The organism is Citrobacter sp. SX206 (assembly GCF_024181025.1).
In the GTDB taxonomy this organism is placed as follows: Bacteria; Pseudomonadota; Gammaproteobacteria; order Enterobacterales; family Enterobacteriaceae; genus Citrobacter; species Citrobacter youngae.
In genome coordinates this window covers 2625604-2645775 of sequence record NZ_CP049738.1, presented here as the reverse complement: position 1 = coordinate 2645775, position 20172 = coordinate 2625604, and the positions used below count along the sequence as shown (strand labels likewise).

Below are 20172 nucleotides of genomic sequence, written 5' to 3'. Positions count from 1 at the left end.
GGCCAACAGAGGTAAGCAAAACTAGAACTGGTAGTTTAAGGATACCCAGTAGTTACGGCCCGGGTTGACGTATCCGGTCGTGGATTGTGCAGTCTGATAGTAGTCGCCTGCATAAGTACTATTGCGGCCAACCTGATACAGCGTGACGTCACTAAAGTCTTTATCCAGCACGTTGTTCACCGCCGTATTCAGCGTCAGTTCTTTGGTCAGTTTATAAGACATCCCCATGTCCAGAACGGTCCAGGCTTTTAAATTTGCACCTTTGTCGTCATACACCGCCTTTTGGACGGCGCTGAGGTTGTCGTAATTCTCCGTATAGCGTGGAGCCTTACCGCGGTAGCGAGCGCTCAGCCAGGCGTTCATATCTTCCGTTGCCTGCCAGTTCAGACGGGCGTTCGCCATGTGTTTCGGGGTATAACTCAGTGGCGCGCCTTTATTCTCGCCATCTTTTTGCTTGCTCTGGGTATAGGTGTAGTTGAGAGATAAACTCAGCGAGTCCGACCATAGCGGGAATGTACTGGCAAACTCGATACCATCGGTTCTTGCTTTACCGCTGTTGGTGTAGCTGTTGGTATTATCATCGATAGAATACGAAACGATTTTATTTTTGTATTCGGTATAGAAACCCGTGACGTTGGCGTTCAGCCCAGCGTCATTCTCATAGTAAAGCCCGGTTTCGTAACTGGTACTTTCTTCAGGTTTAAGGTTCGGGTTCCCGACGGTATTGACCGTCCCCTGTGCCGTTACGCCACTGATGCCATTATGAAGTTGGCTGAGCGATGGCGCTTTATAACCCGTTGTGACGCCGCCTTTGAGGGTCCACTCATCGGATACGTCCCAGACCATATAGGCACGTGGGCTGAGGTGCCCGCCAAAGACGTCATTATGTTCATAGCGAGTCCCCACGGTTAAGGCCAGAGAATCGAGTATATGCCATTCATCTTCAGCATAGGCCGACCATGTTTTCTGGTGGAATGTCTCGCCGGTATTGGCCAGCACGACACCATCCTTCATGCGGGCATCCCAGTATTCTCCCCCGATAGTCAACAGGTGCGAGTCACCTAACGGCGTCAGCAGCATGGAATCCAAAATAACGTTGGTGTTCTTCAGTTCACGTGCGTCGCCGGCTCGGCTCGCGTTCTCTGGTGTCAGTGCCGAGGAGACCAACTGGCGGCCTTTGTTCTCGGTTTCATTCCAGCCTACAGAGGATTTCCAGGTACCAAATGTTAATGCGGTATCGTGGCCGAGCGTCACTTTGTTACGCTCATAACGCAGCGTCTTATCATATCCGCCGGTCAGATTGCCAAGCTGTCCATCATCGTTATCGTAGCGTTGTCTGGCGGAATCGAGATCCAGCCACAACGTATTGCTGTCACTGGTTTTCCAGTCCAGGCGAGTGCCGATATTGTAATTCTCAGATTCCGTAGGATACGGCACGCGGGTGGAAGAGGTATCGCTCAGCGAAGTGACACTGGAGCCTTGACGCTGCGTGGTGCTGCCGCGAACTTGCATATCCAGTACACCGGCGATCAATGGGCCGCTTGACCAGAAGTTGGCGACAGTGCTGTTACCCCATTTATTACTTTCTTGCAGGTTAACGCCGGTATTAATGGACGTGCTCCATTTATCGGTGCTCTTTTTGGTGATGATATTGACGACGCCGCCAATGGCATCGGAACCGTATAACGTCGACATCGGACCGCGGATCACTTCAATATGGTCGATTGCCGCCAGTGGAGGCATAAAGCTGGTGTTCATGGCTGAAAAGCCGTTCGGTGTCACGTCGCTGCTTCCATTTTGACGGATACCGTCAATCAAGAGCAGGGTATAGCTGGCGGGCATACCACGGATGCTAATTTCCAGACCGCCGGTTTTACCCGTGCTACTTTCGACATCCACACCTTCCACAGAACGCAGAGCTTCACCTAAATCGTTATATTTATTGGTTTGTAACTCTTGCTGTGAAATAACGGAAACGCTGGCAGCCGCATTGGTGATCTTTTTTTCGTAACCAGAAGCGGTTACTACCATCACGTCTTCAGCGAAGACAAAGGGGCTGATAAACCCTATACAGGACAGAACGACAGAGGCAACAGGTTTTAAACGCATAGTCAAACTTCCTTTGTTAAAAATTCAAAGGCAGTAAGATAAATGATGAAAATGATAATACAAATAATTATCATTATATATTTACATAACTTGTCACTTACTGTGTCTTTCTTTAATAAATATACATAAATTGTCATGAATTTGAGGTAGGTAAAAACCGAAGCTGGTGAATAGTTTTTCCTGCAACTATTGCTTCTTATTTAATATAAAGGCGAGTAAATACGGTGATTTTGCTTAGGCACTTCAGCGAAGTGAGAGGTGAAAGTACCGGGTATTAGAAAGTCGTATGATGTTTTTTAAAAATCGTCATACTTTTCTGCGCTGCATCATTTTTTTCGACATTACTGTCCGCCATAATCCCTTCCCCAGGAGACCGTCTAACGTAAATTGTTCGTTAAACGCGATAAAAATAACGTAAATCTGGATAAGAGAATGATTAAAGGCAAGCTGGCACTGCTGACGTGCGCACTGACTCTCGCATTAACCTCACCACTCCTCGCTGCGCAAAATGCAGACGAAGGCCAGACGTTAAAACTGGCCATTGGGCCCGAGCCGACGGAGGGATTTGACCCAATGTTGGGCTGGAGTCATGGCAGCTATCTGTTGTTGCATGCACCTGTGTTAAAGCAAAATGCGGATATGAGCTGGGGAAACCTGCTGACGGAAAAAGTGGTGACCAGTGCCGACGGCAAAACCTGGACGCTGACGCTTAAGCCCGATCTCAAATTCTCTGATGGTTCGCCGCTAACGGCTGAAGATGTGGTCTTCACCTATAACAAAGCCGCAAAAAGTGGTGGGAAAATTGACATGGGGAATTTCACCCATGCCCGCGTGATAGACAACCGCACGGCAGAAATTACGCTTAGCCATCCGCAGAGCACTTTTGTGAACGTGCTCGGTTCGTTAGGCATTGTTCCGGCAAAACAGTATGACGAAAAAACATTTGCCAAAAATCCGATTGGCGCAGGTCCTTACCGCCTGGTGAGCTTTCAACCTGGGCAGCAACTGATCGTGGAAGCAAACCCGTGGTATGCCGGTAAGAAGAATGATTTCAACCGGCTTGTGTTTGTATTCCTCGATGAGGATAACGCATACGCCGCAGCGCGTAGTGGCCAACTGGGACTGGTACGTATTGCGCCGTCGATGGCGGTGGCGCCCGCACAGCAGAATTTAAAACTGTGGGTTCGCGACAGTGTAGAAAACCGCGGTATTGTTTTCCCAATGGTTCCGGCTGGGAAGAAAGATGCTAATGGTTATCCGGTTGGGAACGATATTACAGCCGATATTGCTATCAGGCGTGCGATCAATTACGCCATTGACCGTAAGCAGCTTGCCGGGCAGGTTATGGAGGGGCATGCGATCCCCGCGTATAGCGCGGTTCAGGGGTTGCCATGGCAGGGGACTTCGGTGGCATTCAAAGATGGCGACGCTGAAAAAGCCCGGACGATTCTGGATCAGGCCGGCTGGAAAGTGGGCAAAGACGGCGTACGGGTGAAAGACGGTAAAGAGGCGCGTCTGACGTTGTGGTACGCCAGCGGCGACAGTACGCGCCGGGATTTAGCCGAGGCCGTACGTGCGATGCTGGAGCCAGTGGGTATTCAGATTTCGCTGCAGTCGGGTAGCTGGGAAACCGTTGAACGTCATATGCATGCTAATCCTACGTTGTTCGGCTGGGGGAGCCTGGATCCGATGGAGCTTTTCCATCACTACAGCGGGCAGGCGGCGGGTGTGGAGTATTACAACCCGGGCTACTACAGCAATCCGGTGGTCGAGCAACATCTCAAGCAGGCCATTGATGCACCAGACTGGCAAAAAGCGTTGCCTTTCTGGCAACAGGTTGAGTGGGATGGTAAACAAGGCGCAGGCGTACAAGGGGATGCCGCATGGGCATGGCTGCTGAATATTCAGCACACCTATCTGGCGAATCCGTGCATCGATCTGGGCAAAGGTGCACCGGAAATTCACGGTAGCTGGTCACTGCTCAATAATCTGGACGAATGGACCTGGACCTGCCGTTGATGAAGTCTGTTTTAGGCCATGTATTACGGCTGATAGTGTTGTTAGTGCTGGTCGCGGCTGGCACTTTCATCTTGCTCAGCTTTTCGCCGGTCGATCCAATCCGGGCCTATATTGGCAACGATTTGCTGCATGTTCCGCCGGAGCAATATGCACGTATTGCTGCTCGTTGGGGCCTGGATCAACCCCTGTGGGAGCGTTTTTTCCACTGGTTCTTACGCGTGCTACAGGGCGACCTTGGTTACTCGATGTTGTTTAATGCCCCTGTTGCCAGCGTGATTAAGGAGCGGTTTGCGACCTCGTTTGCGCTGCTGAGCGGTGCGTGGCTGGTTTCCGGTTTATTGGGAACGACAATGGGGTTTGTTGCCGGCCGCTACCTGAACCGTTGGCCGGATAAAGCCATCTGCCGACTTAGCTATCTGCTTTCTTCCTTACCGACCTTTTGGATTGGCATGCTGCTGTTGGCAGTATTTGCGGTACGCTGGCCGCTGTTCCCGGTCTGTTGTGCGTGGGAACCGGGAAATAACAGCGATATGGCAACGCTGACTGAACGTCTGCGCCATTTGGTTCTCCCTGTTTGCGCACTTAGCCTGCTGGGGCTGGGGCAAATTACGTTGCACACGCGGGAAAGTATCGCCAGCGTGATGAAAAGCGAATTTGTTCGTTTTGCGCGTTCGCAGGGTGACAAGGGGTGGTCGCTGTTGCGTCACCAGGTTCTGCGACACGCCATCACGCCAGCGCTATGTCTACAGTTTGCCTCGTTGGGCGAACTGTTGGGCGGTGCGTTGCTGGCTGAGAAAGTTTTTGCCTATCCGGGGCTGGGGCAGGCTACCATCGATGCCGGATTACGCGGTGACCTGCCGTTACTGATGGGGATTGTCTTGTTCAGTACCGTGCTGGTGTTTATTGGTAACTCTCTCTCTGCCTGGTTTGTCCATGTTCTGAATCGCGCGCTGGAGCGACCTGATGCTCTATAACCCGACGCCGACGCTTGTTCGTCTTCTGCTATCCGTGAGCGGCCTGTTATTTATTGCAGTATATGGCGCAGCTATGCTGGATAATCCGTTGAACGTGAATCTTCTTGTGCGTCATCTTCCGCCTGATGCGCTGTACTGGTTTGGTACCGACAATCTGGGGCGCGACCTGTGGGTTCGTTGCTTTCAGGGGGCGCTAACCAGCCTGCAAATCGGTATTGGCGCGGCGCTGTGCAGCGGATTCATTGCGTTACTGATGGCGGCGATTTCCCGTCTGCACCCACGCCTGGATGTCGTCATGCGTCTGATCACCGATGCGATGTTGTCCATGCCGCACCTTCTGCTGCTGATTTTGATCTGTTTTACCTTGGGCGGCGGGAAAAGCGGGGTGATTATGGCGGTTGCGCTCACACACTGGCCGCGGCTGGCATTGATTTTACGTGCTGAAGCGGAACGCGTTGCCCACAGTGATTACCTGACACTCACCTGGCGACTGGGACATGGCCACTTTTACTGCTGGCGGCATCACTATTTACCTGCGCTATTGCCCCAGTGGTTAACGGGAACGTTGCTGATGTTCCCTCATGCGGTATTGCACAGTGCAGCGTTAAGTTTCCTTGGCTTCGGGCTGGCACCCCACGAACCTTCGCTGGGACTGTTGCTGGCAGATGCGCTGCGGTTTATCAGTCATGGCGACTGGTGGCTGGTGCTGTTTCCAGGGCTGATGCTATTTCTCCTTGTGATGCTATTTGATCAATTTGCCCGGGCGGTACATCGTTTATGGTTGAGAGGTGATGCATGTTGAGTTTGCGGCAGATTTCGCTGGAAGTGGCGCGTTATCGCTGGTACGGCGCAAAAAAATGGTCCTCGTTGCTGCAGGATGTCTCCTTTGATGTTGCGCCGGGCCAGATGGTGGCGTTAGTGGGGGGCAGTGGTGAGGGTAAGAGCCTGCTGCTGCAATGCTTACTCGATCTGTTGCCGGAAAATTTGCGCTTTCATGGCAATATCACCCTTAATGGGAAAATGCTGGATAACAATGACATCAGGGCATGCCGTGGCAGTACGTTTAGTTATGTTCCGCAAGGTGTGCAGGCGCTGAATCCGCTGCTGTCTATTGAAAAGCATTTACGAAGAGCCAGCCAGCTTTCCGGTCAGGCGTGGAATGCAGGGCAAATTGAACACTTGCTCGAACGTCATCATCTGGAAACCACCGTGTTAGAGGCTTTCCCGCGTCAGCTTTCGGGAGGAATGGCCAAACGCATTCTGGCGTGTCATGCCGCACTCAGCCAGGCTCGTTATATTCTTGCTGATGAGATTACCGCCTGGCTTGATGCGCCTCTGGCAAATCAACTGCTGGAACAGCTACGCGGCCTGTGTGAGCGGGGCGCGGGCGTTTTATGGGTGACACATGATCTCACTCTGGCTGCACGTCACGCAGATCGCATTGTCGCGCTGCATCAAGGAACGGTGTCGGATAATGTTAGCCGGGAACAGCTTTTACGCGGTGAAATTAGTGAACATCTAAAACGGCAATGGCGAGCGCTGCCCGAAAGAAATCAACTTTTTGGAGAGCGGTATGCTGTGCTGTCGTGATGTGTTCATTCGTCAGGGAGGTAAAATACTGTGGCAAAATCTCTCGTTCTCGTTGTCACCAGGGGAGCGCATTGGGATTTGCGCACCCAGTGGAACCGGAAAAACAACGCTGGGACGTGTGCTTGCGGGGTGGCAAAAGCCGACGTCCGGCGACGTTCTGGTTGATGACCAACCGTTGCCGCGCCATCAATATTGTCCGGTGCAGCTTGTACCGCAGCATCCGGAATTAACCTTTAACCCCAGACGGAGTACCGGTGATGCGGTTCATGATGCATGGCGGCCAGATGCAGAAACGCTTGCCCGACTGCATATTAAGCCGGAGTGGTTAACGCGTCGTCCCGGACAACTTTCGGGCGGTGAGCTGGCGCGAATTGCCATACTGCGGGCGCTCGACCCGCGTACGCGTTTTCTGATTGCCGATGAAATTACCGCCCAGCTCGATCCTTCCATTCAAAGGGATATCTGGGCGCTGCTGCTTGAAGAATGTCAGCGTCGGCCATTGGCTATGCTGATTATCAGCCATCAGCAGGCCCTGCTTGATCAGCTTTGTTCCAGCAAGCTCATTGTAGCGTGAAATGAGACAAGGGCTTGCAGCTGGCCTATTGATTTAATTGATATGTTATATTATAACATTCCACTCGCAAATGATTTGAGGGTGAAATTTTGGCTATGCATTTGGAAAAATTGGCAGTCGTTCTGGGGATGCTTTTTGTTAGTAGCCAGGTACTGGCGCATGGTCACCATTCCCATGGTGCACCAATGACCGAAATAGAACAAAAGGCGGCAGAAGGCGTTTTTGATGACAAAAATGTGCAGAACCGTACGCTAGCCGACTGGGATGGCATGTGGCAGTCTGTCTATCCGTATCTGGTGAGTGGCGAACTGGATCCGGTATTCAAAAAGAAAGCGGAGAAAGACAAGAGCAAAACGGTAGAGCAGGTTAAAGCCTATTACCGCAAGGGCTACGCGACCGATGTTGACACTATTGGTATTGAAAACGGCGTAATGGAGTTTCATACCGGTAAAAAGGTGGCATCGTGTAAGTATGATTATGCCGGATATAAAATTTTGAACTATACGTCAGGCAAGAAAGGTGTGCGTTATCTGTTCGAGTGTAAAGACGCTGGCAGCGACGCGCCGAAATACGTGCAATTCAGCGATCACATTATTGCGCCACGTAAATCGAGCCACTTCCATATCTTTATGGGTAATACCTCGCAGGCTGCCTTGCTTGAAGAGATGGATAACTGGCCAACCTATTACCCTTATCAGCTCAAGGGAGAAGAGGTGGTGGATGAAATGCTGCACCATTAATCCCGACTGAAACTGTTCACAAAAACCCGCCGATGTTGGCGGGTTTTTGTGTATTACACTGACAGGAACATTATTTCCCGGATGTCAGCGTGTTGTAGCTGGTCATCAGGTTGCGATAGTCAGGAATATGGTTGGAGAACAACGTTCCCAGCCCTTCAATATCGTTGCGCCAGTCACGGTGTAATTCGCAGGCCAGACCGAACCACGTCATTAATTGTACGCCGGCAGACGACATACGATTCCATGCGGAATCACGGGTCAGCGGATTAAACGTACCGGATGCATCAGTGACCACAAACACGTCGAAACCGGCTTCAATGGCAGAAAGCGCAGGGAATGCGACGCAGACTTCGGTCACCACCCCGGCAATAATTAGCTGCTTTTTGCCTGTCGCTTTGATCGCGTTAACAAAATCTTCGTTATCCCAGGCATTAATCTGGCCAGGACGTGCGATGTAAGGGGCATCCGGGAACAGTTCTTTCAGCTCAGGAACCAATGGACCGTTAGGACCCGTTTCAAAGCTGGTGGTCAGAATCGTCGGGAGTTTGAAATATTTCGCCAGATCGCCTAATGCCAGAACGTTGTTTTTAAACTTGTCTGGATCGATGTCACGGACCAGCGAAAGTAAACCCGTTTGGTGATCGACCAGTAGTACGGCAGCCTGATCTTTATCAAGACGTTTATAAGCAATAGTCATTTTTCTTTCTCCATGTGATGAGAGGGGGCCTTGCGGGCTGAATCTACTGATAAACATTAGTGGCTAAACGGGGCATTGGGTAGGCGCAAAAGTGGGTTTCATCGTTGCAAATCTGGAACGAATAATGATGTTGCAATCGGACTGAAACAGAATGCTATATTCTAAAGCTTCTCTTTCCATCCCCTGGCGCATTCGTTAGCATATTGTCTCGCAGCAAGTGCATGTGTTTTTTCAGGAAGAGGTTAACGTGTTCGCAGAGTATGGAGTTCTGAATTACTGGACGTATCTGGTGGGTGCTATTTTTATCGTGCTGGTACCGGGGCCAAATACGATATTTGTGCTGAAGAACAGCGTCGGTCGTGGAGTGAAGGGTGGTTATTTGGCAGCAAGCGGTGTGTTTATCGGTGATGCCGTATTGATGTTTCTGGCCTATGCTGGCGTAGCTGCGCTTATCAAAACAACACCCGTATTGTTCAATATTGTTCGTTATCTCGGCGCGTTTTATCTGCTGTATCTCGGTGCGAAGATCCTGTATGCCACACTGAAATCGAAAGCCAGCGACGCTGCGCCAGAAGAAGTTCCGTTTGGTGCGATTTTCAAACGTGCATTAATTTTGAGTCTGACGAATCCTAAAGCCATTCTGTTTTATGTATCGTTCTTCGTACAGTTTATTGATGTCAACGCGACTCACTCAGGGTTGTCGTTCTTTATTTTGGCGATGACGCTTGAAATAGTGAGCTTTTTCTATCTGAGCTTCCTTATTTTCTCCGGTGCGTTTGTGACACAGTATATTCGTACGAAGAAAAAACTGGCTAAAGTTGGGAATTCCCTCATTGGCTTGATCTTTGTCGGTTTTGCCGCACGTCTGGCGACGCTTCAGTCGTAACGCTATTGGCCCGCTGTTGACGGCGGGCTTTCAGTATTAAGCTGTTCCCTTCATTGAAAAATGGGATTGTTATAACCAATAAATGGTATTTTAAATATATATTTTGAAGCGTACCCTGTTCACAGCAGCGATTCAATAAGACTCGCTGGTTGTCGACTGGAAAAGGGAAGAAAAATGCTTCAAATTCCACAGAATCATATTCATACACGCTCAACGCCGTTCTGGAACAAAGAAACTGCACCTGCCGGAATTTTCGAACGCCACCTTGATAAGGGTACCCGTGCCGGGGTTTATCCTCGACTTTCTGTGATGCAGGGGGCGGTCAAATATCTCGGATTTGCAGATGAACACAGCCCGGAGCCAGAAGAGGTGATGATTATCGAAGCCGGTCAGTTCGGCGTTTTTCCACCGGAGAAATGGCATAACATCGAAGTAATGACCGACGATACCTACTTTAATATCGACTTTTTCGTGGCGCCCGAAGTGTTGATGGAGAGCGCAAATCAACGAAAAGTTGTGCGTACCGGCAAGGAGTAAATCATGGGTAAAGCAACCTACACCGTTACAGTCACCAATAACAGCAATGGCGTGTCTGTCGATTATGAAACTGAAACGCCGATGACGTTGTTGATTCCGGATGTCGCCGCTGAAGTTGTTAAAGACCTGGTCAATACGGTTCGTTCATACGATACCGAGAATGAGCACGAAGTCTGCGGCTGGTAGATGTTAGCCTCTGCCTCTGATTGAATATTTTCGTTTTTGATTTATAAACCGCACTGCGTTTTGATGGCGCAGTGCGGTTTTTTTGTCCGTGTTAAACCTGGAAATATCCGGAAAAAGATTTCTTAAGAATACCTTAAGAAATCCGCATTGATTGCTAATGTTGGATCATTCACAGGGGTTATGATCGTGAAACAGTCACAATACAGAACCTCGCTTATGAAACTGAATACCCGACTAACATTACCCATTTTCATTCTTGGGCTGGTCATCGTAGCGATCCCGTTCACTGCGAACTGGAATCTACCTTTGCTCAACGGTACTGTCGTCAGATGGATTGAGAATGGCCAGGCGTTATGGCTGCTGTTTGGTGCGCTTTTTACTCTCAGCTACATCCGGCCTTTATCACGTCCGGAAGGCGAGAAACAATTTTGGCTTTGGGCGGCTGTGTGGTGGTTGGTGTTGCTGGGTCGCAGTACCAGTTGGGGCCGTGATTATTTTCCGGAGCACCCTAAACTTCTGTTCAGAGCTATCTCAGTGGTATTGATTGCAATGATTATTTTGCCTGTCCTGATATCAAAACACTTACGCCAGGATATTGCCCGTCGCTTACGCAATGAACCGCTGCCGCTATGGCTGTTAGCGATCACCACCTGTGCATTTTTGATCTCCGATACGGTAGAGCATCATCGTCTGCTGGCCCCTATCTTTTTGCACAATGCGCAGTACGGCGATCTCATTGAAGAGCTGTATGAACTCCCGTTTATGGCGGGATTGTTTCTGATGAACCTCGGTTTTATGCAGCGGGATAAGCAGGTGGAATCAGCTGCCATTCGCTTTAGTGAACCACAGCTGGCGAAATAACGAGAAAAAGCCTGAGTCTGGGAAGTCAGACTCAGGCGGCCTGGGCGATGACTTACTCAATGGCCTCGCACAGGCGTGATTTCATGTCGCTATACGTTTGTGCGGCATACTTCTCAGCCCATCCCTGATCGCTAATGTGCTCAATATTGACGGCACAATATTTGGTTTCCGGGGTTTTCGAGATGGGGTCCAGATTATCCTGGGTCAACTCATTACACGCGCCAATCCACCATTGATAGGTCATATACACCGTTCCGGTATTGATGCGTTCAGAGACATCAGCCCGACTGATAACCTTGCCACGACGCGAACTGACCCATACCAGGTCACGATGACGAATACCTAATTTTTCTGCATCATGGGTATTGATTTGCACATACCCAGGCTCATCGGCCAGGGCCTGCAATGCTGCGCAGTTGCCGGTCATCGAGCGGCACGAATAGTGGCCGACTTCGCGCACAGTGCATAATACCATTGGGTACTTTTCATCAGGTACTTCTGCAGGAGCACGCCACTGTGCGGCAAACAATTTACCTTTGCCATTGGCGGTATCAAACTGGCTGTGTGCATACAGATACGGCGTACCTGGGTGATCGAGTTCCGGGCATGGCCACTGTACATGACCCATATCACCCATTTTTTCGTAAGTCACGCCGTAGAAGAGCGGGCATAGCTCGCGCATCTCATCCCAGATTTGCTGGTTACTTTGATACTGCATCGGATAGCCCATTGCGGTGGCCAGCAGACTGATGATTTCCCAGTCGCGTTTGACATCCCCCGTAGGTTCAATCGCCTGTTCAAACCGCTGGAATCCGCGGTCGGCGCAGGTAAAGACGCCGCCGTGTTCGCCCCAGGAGGTGGCCGGCAGGAGGACGTCGGCCATTTCCGCTGTCTTGGTCATGAAGATATCCTGCACGACAATAAAATCGAGCGCGTTAAACCCTTCGCGGACCAGACCTAAATCGGCCTCGGTTTGCAACGGATCTTCCCCCATGATGTAGTAGGCTTTAATTTTGCCTTCGATAGCCAGATGCGGAACTTCGGTGATGCGCGTCCCAACCTTGTCATCCATCTGATTAACGTCAATGCCCCAGGCGTTGGCGAATTTCTCCCTGACGGTGAAATCGGTCACGTCCTGATACCCTGGGAACTGGTTAGGCAGCACCCCCATATCGCACGCGCCCTGCACGTTATTTTGCCCACGCACCGGCCCAACGCCGACGTTAGGGCGTCCCAGATTGCCGGTCAACAACGCCAGGCTCGACAAACCACGAACCACGTCAACGGCCTGACCAAACTGGGTGACGCCCATTCCCCACATCACAGTTGCCGAGGGCGCTGCGGCAAAAGTACGCATCGCCTGACGAACCTGCTGTGCGGGAACACCCGTTAAATGTTCAACGGCTTCAGGCGCGTAATCCTTGACGGTTTCCCAGTATGTTTCCAGGCCTTCGGCATGTTTTTGCACATATTCGCGATCGTAAAGTTGCTCTTCGATAAGCACATGGCCAAACGCGTTGACCAGCGCCATGTTACAACCGTTTTTCAACTGCAGATGCTGGTCTGCAATTCGGGCAGTTTCAATGCGGCGGGGATCGCAGACAATGATTTTTGCCCCGTTCTGGCGAGCTTTGATCACCCGGCGAGCCACAATCGGGTGCGAGTCGGCACAGTTGTAACCAAAGATCAGCAGGCATTTTGAGTTTTCAATGTCGCTGATGGAATTGCTCATGGCGCCATTGCCTAACGTTTCCTGTAACCCGGCAACGGAAGGGCCATGGCAGACACGGGCGCAGCAATCGACATTATTGGTATGGAGAACACCACGCGCGAATTTTTGCATCACGTAGTTGGTCTCATTCCCTGTTCCACGTGAAGATCCGGTGGTCATGATGGCGCGAGGACCATAGGTATTTTTGATATCGGATAAGCGTTTTGCGGTGTAACGAATGGCTTCATCCCAGCTAACGGGAGTGAATTTCCCACCTTTTTCATAACGGATCATCGGACGAGTCAGACGGGGAGTAAGAAGGCGAGTGTCGTTAAGAAAGTCCCAGCCATAGTAGCCTTTCAGGCATAACTGGTTTTGGTTCGTTACACCCTCTGCGGCTTCGGCGCGGATGATTTTGTTATTTTCAACAACAAGCTTGAGCTTGCACCCGGCCCCACAGTAAGGGCATACACTGGTGATTTTTTTCATCAATAACAGACCTGTTAAATGCTGAAATAGCGCGAATTGTAAACGGAGCCACGCGATACGCATCGCGGACTACGATTTGTCATAGTGACAGGCTGTTTAAGCATAAAGTGTGCCAGAAGTGGAAACCCAGCAATGGCAGGGGCTGAGGGGGAGTCAGTAGACCTGAATGACTGACGATTCGACATTAATGACGAGCTACGTCAGGGCAAATGCCGCCATCGAATGGTTTAACCTTATGAAAGATCAGAAAAAGATGAAAATAACAGGTGATATTGATCACAAATTTTAATTTTTCAGCGCTATGCTATGCTTTTATACAACGAGTGAATCGTTAACTTAAAAACATAAGCGAGGGATATTATGGGCATTATTTCATGGGTGATTTTCGGTCTTATTGCGGGGATTTTGGCAAAATGGATTATGCCGGGTAAAGATGGCGGCGGATTCTTTATGACCATTATCTTAGGGGTTGTTGGTGCGGTAGTGGGCGGTTGGATCAGTACCTTCTTTGGTTTTGGTAAAGTCGATGGGTTCAACTTTGGCAGTTTCGTCGTAGCCGTTATTGGTGCGATTGTGGTGTTGTTTATCTACAGAAAAATCAAAAGCTAAGCAAACATACTGACAATAAAGGCCACTGATAAGTGGCCTTTTTCTCAGATTACCACCAGCCCAGTTCCGTTCCCAGCACGACAATAATGGCCACGCCAATCATAATAAGCGTTGTTTTTTTCATCGTTATGCTCCTGGTGAGGCGTAGCCGCCAATAAAGAACCAGGACAGGAAAACGACAGCGGAAATGAAAATAATAACGGGGAAAATAATACCGAGTCGCATACGCTTATCTGCCAGAATAATTTAAAGACGATTAAGCATAACAGGGCTTAATGTACGACAAAAGCGGTTTTATCCTGGCGTTTCTTATCCTGATACATCGCACTGTCTGCAAGATGAAGTGCACAGTTGACGTCTGTCTCCAGCGGGTCAATTTCTACAACTCCCAGACTGGCTCCCGGGTAATACAGACAGATATCACCAAGGTCATAGTCACCGCAAATTAGCTGCTGTAAGTGGTTTTTCACGCTTTGCAAACGAACACACGGCGACATTTCGATTCCCAATGACAGGCTGGCGACTAAAAATTCGTCACCGCCCAGACGACCAAGAATATCATTCTCACTGCATCCACGGCGTAAACGCTGGCCAATTTGGATCAAAAACTGGTCACCGACTTCGTGCCCAAAACGATCGTTGATCAGTTTGAAATCATCTAAATCAATATAGGCGACAATAATTTTGTGCCTCAGGTGGCGTGCCAGCGAGAAGAGGGTTTCGATATTTTCAAATATTGCCCGACGGTTAGGTAGCCCGGTCAGAACGTCAGTGTAGGAGTGGGCGATCAGCGCAGCATTCGCTTCACGTAATTGAGCAACCAGCGATTCTTTCTGAATAGACTGCGCTATCAGGCCCGCGAACAGATGCAGTACCTGTTCACCTCGTTCACTAAGCGGTTGTTGCTGACGACTGGTGGCGCAGAGGGTGCCATAGAACGTGCCATCGGGCAGGTGGACAGGAGTACTCAGAAAGGTTGTGATCTCCAGCGCGCGTGCGGCGGTACATTCTGGCCAACGCGCGGGAACGTTATCGCTATACAGACAGTTTGCGTCTATTGCGCGCTTGCAGAGTGTCTCATCCCACGGCACTGACAGCCCTTCGGGGATCTGCATTTGCTTACTATTACGCGCATACAGAATATGCTGCAGACGCGCATCTAAATCGACCTTAGTAAGATAGGTCGACTCCATCTCAGTCACTACCTCCAGCATCTCCAGAAGTTGCCGAACCAGACTCTCAACAGACTGCTCTGTGGCTAATGATTGTGAGACTCGGGCAAGGATCATGTCTGACATGAGAGGCAAATACTCCAGAATGCTGATAAGTCCTGTATTGCCCGCATAATAGAACATCGGAGGGAAAGATGAAACACGCTATCCGGGTCAAAATGTAGACATGGGATTGAAACTCGTCAGTAAAACATGGAGATAGGTGGGGAGTCGGGGTACTCTTCCAGTGTAACGTTTTTAACAGGAGTGAATATGAAACTTGCCTCTATTGTTGTGCCCGGCATTTTGGTGCTGGCGGGGTGTTCCACATCACCTGAAGCACCAGTACCACCGAAAATTGGCATGGCGAACCCGGCATCCGTATATTGTGAGCAAAAGGGCGGCGTGCTGGTTGCGGTGCAGACACCGCAAGGCGTAAGGTCGGATTGCAAACTACCCGGTGGCGAAGTTATTGATGAATGGGCGCTTTGGCGCAGAGATCATCCGGCAACGGGCAAATAACCCGCTGTCACAATTGACGTAACCACTCAGCCAGAACCAGCGCATGGTTTTGCTGTGTATCCTTCGCTGCATACAGCAGCGTTAACGGCTGTTGCCGGGCAATGTCCGCGAGTCGCTTGCCTTCCTGCTGTTGCTGGGCAAGTTCTGCGCGGTATTGCTCGGAGAAATGAGCAAAATCGATGATATCTGCGTGGAATGCCTTACGTAAATCAGATGAGGGCGTCAGCGCTTTATCCCATTCATTGAAAACAAGATCGGTTTTTTTCACCCCGCGCGGCCACAGCCTGTCGACCAGAACACGATAGCCATCACTTTTTTCTGCCGGGTCATACACGCGTTTACACTGAATATTCATCTCTTAATCCGCTCCGTTAAGCCACTGAACTCGTCTTCACTACGGCTAAATAAGATCGTAAAACGTGACCATTATAGCATTTTGGCCACATAGACTCTCAATTTAAGGGATTGTGGTAACAACAAAAAATCGGTAGGCTGAGGCTCCTTATGTTGTCCCTCATTGTCTGGACATAAGGAAAGTTAATGGAAATTTCCCCTGTTAAAGATACGCTTCGCATTGCGCTGGTGGGCGATTACAGCCCCAATATTGTGGCGCACCAGGCTATTCCCCTTGCCATCGATGATGCTGCTGCCGTTCTGGAATTAGTGGCTGATTATGACTGGCTCACCACATCTGATATTAGTAGTGGCGAAGATTTAGTCGGCTATGATGCCATCTGGGTGGTCCCTGGCAGTCCTTACCAGCACCAGGAAGGCGCGCTGACGGCAATACGTTACGCCCGCGAAAACAGCATTCCATTTTTGGGCACTTGTGGCGGCTTTCAACATGCCATTCTGGAGTATGCCCGCAACGTGCTGGGCTGGATCGACGCCGCCCACGCGGAGACGGACACCACGGGTCGGATGGTGATAGCACCGTTGACCTGCTCGCTGGTAGAAAAAACGGATGATATTGAGCTGCGGACCAATACGCTGATTGCCAGAGCCTACGGACGGGATGTTATCACCGAGGGATATCACTGTAACTATGGCGTGTCGGAAACTTTTGCCGCTGAGCTTGAAAGCGGCGATCTGCGAGTGACGGGCTGGGATGACTCTGGTGATGTTCGCGCTATTGAACTGGTGACACATCCGTTTTATGTCGGGACGCTTTTTCAGCATGAACGAGGGGCACTGGCAGGAAAGCCTGTACCGCTCGTCCAGGCACTGCTGCGCGCGGCCAGAGGATAACAACTGGGCAGGTTGCTTATTCGCCTGCCCGGTGTATTACGTACTGGCGATCTCTTTGTCGCGTCCTGAACAGACGCCAAACACGGCCATGATGAGAGCGAGCAGTGCGACGCCAACCAGCGGGATCTGCCAGCTATCGTTAAGATCGTGAATTTTCCCCATCACCGGTGGCCCACATGCGGCCAGCAAATATCCGACAGATTGCGCCATGCCTGATAGCGCGGCAGCCTGGTGCGCTGAGCTTGCACGTAGCCCGATAAAGGTGAGACCGAGGATCATCGTGGCACCGGAGCCAAAGCCAAACAGCACGGTCCACAGGGCCGCCTGCCCGGGCATAACAGCAAACCCTGCAGCGCCGACAGCGCACATTAACGAGACCAGTGCGGCGATAGTACGCTGATCTTTAAACCGATACAGAACGAGGGGGATCAGTAGCCCGGGAGCTGCGGTCGCCAGTTGCAGCAAACCATGCAGCGATCCCGCCTGTGCCTCACTGTAGCCGTGGCTGATCATAATGGCGGGTAACCAGCCGATAATGACATAATAGATGAGTGAGTTGATGCCCAAAAACAGCGTGACCTGCCAGGCGAGACTGGAGCGCCAGATCGCGCGGGAGTGCAACGCTCGCGAATTACTGAGGCTGGCATTGGCCGTCTGGCGCCATTGAGGTAACCAGATCAATAACGCCAGCAGCGGAAAGATCATTAACATTATCAGTGCGCCGCGCCAGCCAAATCCATTTAACGCCAGCGGCACGACCATTGCCGACCCCAGCGCTGCTGCAGCGCCCATCGTTAACGAATACGCCCCGGTAAGCTTTGCCACATGCTGTGAAAAATCACGCTTAATGAGTCCCGGCAAAAGGACATTTCCCAGTGCGATGCCACAGCCAATGACTGCCGTCCCACCAAACAAGGCTCCGGATGAAGGGAGCGAACGTATAGCAATACCCACACAGATCAGCAGCATGGCGGCTAACAGGCTGCGCTCAATGCCCCAACGGCGCGCAACGGCGGCAGCGAGGGGGGATACCAGCGCGAAGGCCAGCAGCGGCAGGGTAGTCAGAAGTCCCGTCTGGGCGGTACTCAGGCCGTAGTCGGCGCGAATGGCATCCAGCAATGGGGCTGCACCGGTAAAGGTGACGCGTAGTGTGGTGGCAATCATCAGGATCCCCGCGATCAGCAGCGCTGCGCTTTTGCCGCGGGAGGAAGGTGTAATAATCATTTTTTTCTCATATCGTCAGGCGAGGCGATACTTTAGCGTTTTTACACTATGGATGAATCAAGCTAAAATGACAGTTTATCGCTAAAATAGGACATTCTTATGTTGGGGCTGAGACTGGATGGGTATCAACCCGATCTTTACCACGATGCCGCCGTGGCTTTTTGTATTCAGGCTCAGGAAGATGAACTTTTCAGCCCACTGCATCAACACCGCAAAGGTCAGTTAATCCTGGCGTTGCATGGTGCAATTACCTGCGAAGTGGAGAACGCCATGTGGATGGTGCCGCCGCAATATGCGGTGTGGATCCCTGGCGAAATTCCACACAGCAACCACGTTACCGTGGGCGCGCAATTGTGTTTTCTGTTTATTGAGCCGCAGGCTGTCGTGATGCCTGAACGTTGCTGTACGCTGAAAATCGCTCCGTTATGTCGGGAACTTATTCTTGCGCTGGCGAACAAAACGGATGCCCAGCTCTGTGAACCAGCTACCCAGCGGTTAACGCAGGTGTTGTTTGACGAACTCCCGCAGCAGCCACAGGAGCAAATGCAGTTACCAGTATCCGATCACCCGAAAATTCGCAAGATGGTGGCAACGATGGCGCAGGAACCTGCACAATGGCAAACACTGGGGCAGTGGGCCAACGTGTTTGCCATGAGTGAGCGTAACCTTGCTCGTCTGGTTGTCAAAGAAACAGGATTAAGCTTTCGCCGCTGGCGTCACCAGCTACAGCTGATCCTGGCGCTGCAAGCTCTGATCGACGGGCACAATGTACAGCAGGTTGCTCAAATGCTCGGTTACGATTCAACGACCGCGTTTATCACCATGTTCAAAAAAGGCCTGGGACAAACGCCAGGCCGTTATCTGGCAGGATTAACTACTGCTTCCCAACAATCAACGAGACCAGACCTGCCGCAATGAGCGGTCCCACTGGCACCCCGCGAAACAGCGCCACGCCCAGAACCGTGCCCACCAGTAAACCGGCGACGAGTTGAGGTTGGCTACCCATCAGCGTGACGCCGCGCCCGCCAAGCCAGGAGACAACAACGCCGACGGCGATAGCGACCAGCGACTTCCAGTTTACAAAGGAGTGAATAAGCGTAGAGGGGGGCAGCGTTCCGCTGGCGATCGGCGCCATGACGCCAATGGTCAGAATAATAATCCCAACGGTAAGCCCCTGCTTTTCAATCCACGGGAAGAATGTATTCAGCGGAGTAACACGGACGATTATCAGCACCAGAATTGAAACGGCGACAGTGGTGTTGTGGCTGACAAAGCCCAGAGCTGCCAGTCCAAGCAGGATCAGCAGAGTGACATCAAACATCGTAGTTTCCTTGCCAAAAGAAAAAATAAGCCTGCTTACTGTACGCGTAAACGCGTGACGGAACAGGCTTTTTTTAATGATTATGATTTTTTTTGGGCTAACGCACGATGCGACGTTTTTTACTGCTAACGCAGACCGTTATTGTTCGCGGCGGAAAGGGATTAATTCAGGTTGCGCGATACGCAGGTAATCTGCGGTATCCATGATCACAGATTTTTCCAGCAACCCGGCATTAAACGCAATTTCATGAAAACGCTCAAACAATAGCGGATCGGCGACCAGCTTGAGATTCGGGTGGAAGCTAAACGGCGGGATCGCGCCAAATACACAGCCGGTAAGTTCATCGACTTCCGCCGGGCTGGCAAGCGATGCTCTTAACCCACCAATATGACCCGCTAACAAACTGAGATCGGCCTGCTGGTCAGCGGGCAAAATTGCCAACACATGCTGATTAACGCCGTTGCCTTTGACCTTACAGACCAGGGCTTTTGCTCCCTGGCCGAGCGCGGTACCACGAATTTCAGAAACTGCCTCACATTTGCCGACGGCTTCATGGCTTACCACGCGGTACGTTGCGCCTTGCTCTGACAACAGCGAAATTAAACGCTGATGCGTTGCGTTACCTTTGTTCACTTCCGTCATGACTTACTCCTGGTACAACAAT

The 20172-nt window shown here is 51.0% G+C and carries 23 protein-coding genes and 1 pseudogene; 14 read left to right on the top strand and 10 right to left on the bottom strand.

The features are described from left to right. Positions 1-21: 21 nt before the first annotated feature. A complete protein-coding gene (locus G8S19_RS12980; RefSeq protein ID WP_199969223.1) occupies positions 22-2109 on the bottom strand; it encodes a TonB-dependent receptor in 2088 nt (695 codons plus the stop codon). A gap of 432 nt (positions 2110-2541) precedes the next feature. Between G8S19_RS12980 and G8S19_RS12975 the strand changes: the two genes are divergently transcribed. The 6 genes from G8S19_RS12975 (at position 2542) to zinT (ending at position 8006) form a co-directional block, all read left to right on the top strand. Then, a complete protein-coding gene (locus tag G8S19_RS12975) occupies positions 2542-4128 on the top strand; it encodes an ABC transporter substrate-binding protein (protein WP_048211941.1) in 1587 nt (528 codons plus the stop codon). Continuing rightward, positions 4128-5102, top strand: coding sequence for an ABC transporter permease (locus G8S19_RS12970; RefSeq protein WP_061068819.1), 975 nt, complete (start codon positions 4128-4130; stop codon positions 5100-5102). The genes G8S19_RS12975 and G8S19_RS12970 overlap by 1 nt, the downstream gene beginning before the upstream one ends. Beyond that, on the top strand, positions 5092-5904 hold the full coding sequence (locus G8S19_RS12965; protein WP_116360191.1) for an ABC transporter permease: 813 nt from the start codon (positions 5092-5094) through the stop codon (positions 5902-5904). The genes G8S19_RS12970 and G8S19_RS12965 overlap by 11 nt, the downstream gene beginning before the upstream one ends. Next, positions 5898-6692 carry an ATP-binding cassette domain-containing protein gene (locus G8S19_RS12960; RefSeq protein WP_115643515.1) on the top strand — a complete coding sequence of 265 codons (795 nt, stop codon included), beginning with the start codon at positions 5898-5900 and terminating at the stop codon, positions 6690-6692. The genes G8S19_RS12965 and G8S19_RS12960 overlap by 7 nt, the downstream gene beginning before the upstream one ends. Next, complete coding sequence (locus G8S19_RS12955) at positions 6676-7266, top strand: ATP-binding cassette domain-containing protein (protein WP_048211938.1); 591 nt, start codon at positions 6676-6678, stop codon at positions 7264-7266. Before G8S19_RS12960 ends, G8S19_RS12955 begins: the two co-directional genes overlap by 17 nt. 95 nt (positions 7267-7361) lie before the next feature. Further along, positions 7362-8006, top strand: coding sequence for a metal-binding protein ZinT (gene zinT / locus G8S19_RS12950; RefSeq protein WP_172742784.1), 645 nt, complete (start codon positions 7362-7364; stop codon positions 8004-8006). A gap of 70 nt (positions 8007-8076) precedes the next feature. Here the strand turns inward: zinT and ycaC are convergent, their stop codons facing one another. Continuing rightward, the gene (gene ycaC, locus G8S19_RS12945) at positions 8077-8703 is read right to left on the bottom strand and encodes an isochorismate family cysteine hydrolase YcaC (RefSeq protein ID WP_005120379.1); all 627 of its coding nucleotides are present in this window, start codon (positions 8701-8703) and stop codon (positions 8077-8079) included. 247 nt (positions 8704-8950) lie between these two features. Here ycaC and leuE point away from each other — a divergent pair, with 247 nt between their 5' ends. From leuE to G8S19_RS12925, 4 genes are all read left to right on the top strand, one after another. Beyond that, positions 8951-9589: a leucine efflux protein LeuE gene (gene leuE, locus G8S19_RS12940; protein ID WP_048212597.1), complete on the top strand. Its 639-nt coding sequence runs from the start codon at positions 8951-8953 to the stop codon at positions 9587-9589. Positions 9590-9763: 174 nt separating this feature from the next. After that, positions 9764-10126: a DUF1971 domain-containing protein YeaR gene (gene yeaR, locus G8S19_RS12935; protein WP_045441926.1), complete on the top strand. Its 363-nt coding sequence runs from the start codon at positions 9764-9766 to the stop codon at positions 10124-10126. A gap of 3 nt (positions 10127-10129) precedes the next feature. Further along, positions 10130-10312, top strand: coding sequence for a DUF1869 domain-containing protein (locus G8S19_RS12930; RefSeq protein WP_045441929.1), 183 nt, complete (start codon positions 10130-10132; stop codon positions 10310-10312). Between the two features lie 216 nt (positions 10313-10528). Next, positions 10529-11173, top strand: a complete 645-nt coding sequence (locus G8S19_RS12925; RefSeq protein ID WP_061068820.1) for a hypothetical protein — start codon at positions 10529-10531, stop codon at positions 11171-11173. Between the two features lie 52 nt (positions 11174-11225). On the opposite strand, the gene fdhF is transcribed toward G8S19_RS12925, so the two are convergent. After that, entirely contained in the window at positions 11226-13373 is a 2148-nt protein-coding gene (fdhF, locus tag G8S19_RS12920) for a formate dehydrogenase subunit alpha (RefSeq protein ID WP_048212596.1), read from the bottom strand. A gap of 360 nt (positions 13374-13733) precedes the next feature. Here fdhF and G8S19_RS12915 point away from each other — a divergent pair, with 360 nt between their 5' ends. Then, on the top strand, positions 13734-13982 hold the full coding sequence (locus G8S19_RS12915; protein WP_005120370.1) for a GlsB/YeaQ/YmgE family stress response membrane protein: 249 nt from the start codon (positions 13734-13736) through the stop codon (positions 13980-13982). Between the two features lie 49 nt (positions 13983-14031). Here the strand turns inward: G8S19_RS12915 and yoaJ are convergent, their stop codons facing one another. The 3 genes from yoaJ to G8S19_RS12900 are packed head-to-tail and all read right to left on the bottom strand — an operon-like array spanning position 14032 to position 15280. Next, positions 14032-14106 carry a protein YoaJ gene (gene yoaJ / locus G8S19_RS12910; protein ID WP_099530266.1) on the bottom strand — a complete coding sequence of 25 codons (75 nt, stop codon included), beginning with the start codon at positions 14104-14106 and terminating at the stop codon, positions 14032-14034. Positions 14107-14108: 2 nt separating this feature from the next. Further along, positions 14109-14207: a YoaK family small membrane protein gene (locus G8S19_RS12905; RefSeq protein WP_086523648.1), complete on the bottom strand. Its 99-nt coding sequence runs from the start codon at positions 14205-14207 to the stop codon at positions 14109-14111. A 47-nt stretch (positions 14208-14254) separates the two neighbouring features. Further along, the gene (locus G8S19_RS12900) at positions 14255-15280 is read right to left on the bottom strand and encodes a sensor domain-containing diguanylate cyclase (protein WP_121584525.1); all 1026 of its coding nucleotides are present in this window, start codon (positions 15278-15280) and stop codon (positions 14255-14257) included. A 186-nt stretch (positions 15281-15466) separates the two neighbouring features. Here G8S19_RS12900 and G8S19_RS12895 point away from each other — a divergent pair, with 186 nt between their 5' ends. Continuing rightward, the gene (locus G8S19_RS12895; RefSeq protein ID WP_005120367.1) at positions 15467-15715 is read left to right on the top strand and encodes a DUF333 domain-containing protein; all 249 of its coding nucleotides are present in this window, start codon (positions 15467-15469) and stop codon (positions 15713-15715) included. A gap of 7 nt (positions 15716-15722) precedes the next feature. Here G8S19_RS12895 and G8S19_RS12890 read toward each other — a convergent pair whose 3' ends face one another. Next, the gene (locus tag G8S19_RS12890) at positions 15723-16070 is read right to left on the bottom strand and encodes a DUF488 domain-containing protein (protein ID WP_061067749.1); all 348 of its coding nucleotides are present in this window, start codon (positions 16068-16070) and stop codon (positions 15723-15725) included. Between the two features lie 185 nt (positions 16071-16255). Between G8S19_RS12890 and G8S19_RS12885 the strand changes: the two genes are divergently transcribed. Then, a complete protein-coding gene (locus G8S19_RS12885; RefSeq protein WP_253685273.1) occupies positions 16256-16963 on the top strand; it encodes a CTP synthase in 708 nt (235 codons plus the stop codon). 36 nt (positions 16964-16999) lie between these two features. Here G8S19_RS12885 and G8S19_RS12880 read toward each other — a convergent pair whose 3' ends face one another. After that, positions 17000-18187, bottom strand: coding sequence for a CynX/NimT family MFS transporter (locus tag G8S19_RS12880; RefSeq protein WP_253685271.1), 1188 nt, complete (start codon positions 18185-18187; stop codon positions 17000-17002). A gap of 99 nt (positions 18188-18286) precedes the next feature. Here G8S19_RS12880 and G8S19_RS12875 point away from each other — a divergent pair. Then, positions 18287-19079 (top strand): annotated as a pseudogene (locus G8S19_RS12875) (helix-turn-helix transcriptional regulator); the annotation flags it as partial. Here the strand turns inward: G8S19_RS12875 and G8S19_RS12870 are convergent. Next, entirely contained in the window at positions 19062-19508 is a 447-nt protein-coding gene (locus G8S19_RS12870; RefSeq protein WP_042308914.1) for a DUF441 domain-containing protein, read from the bottom strand. The pseudogene G8S19_RS12875 and the gene G8S19_RS12870 sit on opposite strands and share 18 nt — an antisense overlap. A gap of 138 nt (positions 19509-19646) precedes the next feature. Continuing rightward, complete coding sequence (locus G8S19_RS12865) at positions 19647-20150, bottom strand: YbaK/prolyl-tRNA synthetase associated domain-containing protein (RefSeq protein WP_048211929.1); 504 nt, start codon at positions 20148-20150, stop codon at positions 19647-19649. Positions 20151-20172 lie beyond the last annotated feature (22 nt).

Excerpts from the sequence above, each read along its gene's own strand:
- G8S19_RS12980 (WP_199969223.1), bottom strand. The coding sequence starts at position 2,109 with ATGCGTTTAAAACCTGTTGCCTCTGTCGTTCTGTCCTGTATAGGGTTT.
- G8S19_RS12975 (WP_048211941.1), top strand. The coding sequence starts at position 2,542 with ATGATTAAAGGCAAGCTGGCACTGCTGACGTGCGCACTGACTCTCGCA.
- G8S19_RS12970 (WP_061068819.1), top strand. The coding sequence starts at position 4,128 with ATGAAGTCTGTTTTAGGCCATGTATTACGGCTGATAGTGTTGTTAGTG.
- G8S19_RS12965 (WP_116360191.1), top strand. The coding sequence starts at position 5,092 with ATGCTCTATAACCCGACGCCGACGCTTGTTCGTCTTCTGCTATCCGTG.
- G8S19_RS12960 (WP_115643515.1), top strand. The coding sequence starts at position 5,898 with ATGTTGAGTTTGCGGCAGATTTCGCTGGAAGTGGCGCGTTATCGCTGG.
- G8S19_RS12955 (WP_048211938.1), top strand. The coding sequence starts at position 6,676 with ATGCTGTGCTGTCGTGATGTGTTCATTCGTCAGGGAGGTAAAATACTG.
- zinT (WP_172742784.1), top strand. The coding sequence starts at position 7,362 with ATGCATTTGGAAAAATTGGCAGTCGTTCTGGGGATGCTTTTTGTTAGT.
- ycaC (WP_005120379.1), bottom strand. The coding sequence starts at position 8,703 with ATGACTATTGCTTATAAACGTCTTGATAAAGATCAGGCTGCCGTACTA.
- yeaR (WP_045441926.1), top strand. The coding sequence starts at position 9,764 with ATGCTTCAAATTCCACAGAATCATATTCATACACGCTCAACGCCGTTC.
- G8S19_RS12930 (WP_045441929.1), top strand. The coding sequence starts at position 10,130 with ATGGGTAAAGCAACCTACACCGTTACAGTCACCAATAACAGCAATGGC.
- G8S19_RS12925 (WP_061068820.1), top strand. The coding sequence starts at position 10,529 with ATGAAACTGAATACCCGACTAACATTACCCATTTTCATTCTTGGGCTG.
- fdhF (WP_048212596.1), bottom strand. The coding sequence starts at position 13,373 with ATGAAAAAAATCACCAGTGTATGCCCTTACTGTGGGGCCGGGTGCAAG.
- G8S19_RS12915 (WP_005120370.1), top strand. The coding sequence starts at position 13,734 with ATGGGCATTATTTCATGGGTGATTTTCGGTCTTATTGCGGGGATTTTG.
- G8S19_RS12905 (WP_086523648.1), bottom strand. The coding sequence starts at position 14,207 with ATGCGACTCGGTATTATTTTCCCCGTTATTATTTTCATTTCCGCTGTC.
- G8S19_RS12900 (WP_121584525.1), bottom strand. The coding sequence starts at position 15,280 with ATGTCAGACATGATCCTTGCCCGAGTCTCACAATCATTAGCCACAGAG.
- G8S19_RS12895 (WP_005120367.1), top strand. The coding sequence starts at position 15,467 with ATGAAACTTGCCTCTATTGTTGTGCCCGGCATTTTGGTGCTGGCGGGG.
- G8S19_RS12890 (WP_061067749.1), bottom strand. The coding sequence starts at position 16,070 with ATGAATATTCAGTGTAAACGCGTGTATGACCCGGCAGAAAAAAGTGAT.
- G8S19_RS12885 (WP_253685273.1), top strand. The coding sequence starts at position 16,256 with ATGGAAATTTCCCCTGTTAAAGATACGCTTCGCATTGCGCTGGTGGGC.
- G8S19_RS12880 (WP_253685271.1), bottom strand. The coding sequence starts at position 18,187 with ATGATTATTACACCTTCCTCCCGCGGCAAAAGCGCAGCGCTGCTGATC.
- G8S19_RS12870 (WP_042308914.1), bottom strand. The coding sequence starts at position 19,508 with ATGTTTGATGTCACTCTGCTGATCCTGCTTGGACTGGCAGCTCTGGGC.
- G8S19_RS12865 (WP_048211929.1), bottom strand. The coding sequence starts at position 20,150 with ATGACGGAAGTGAACAAAGGTAACGCAACGCATCAGCGTTTAATTTCG.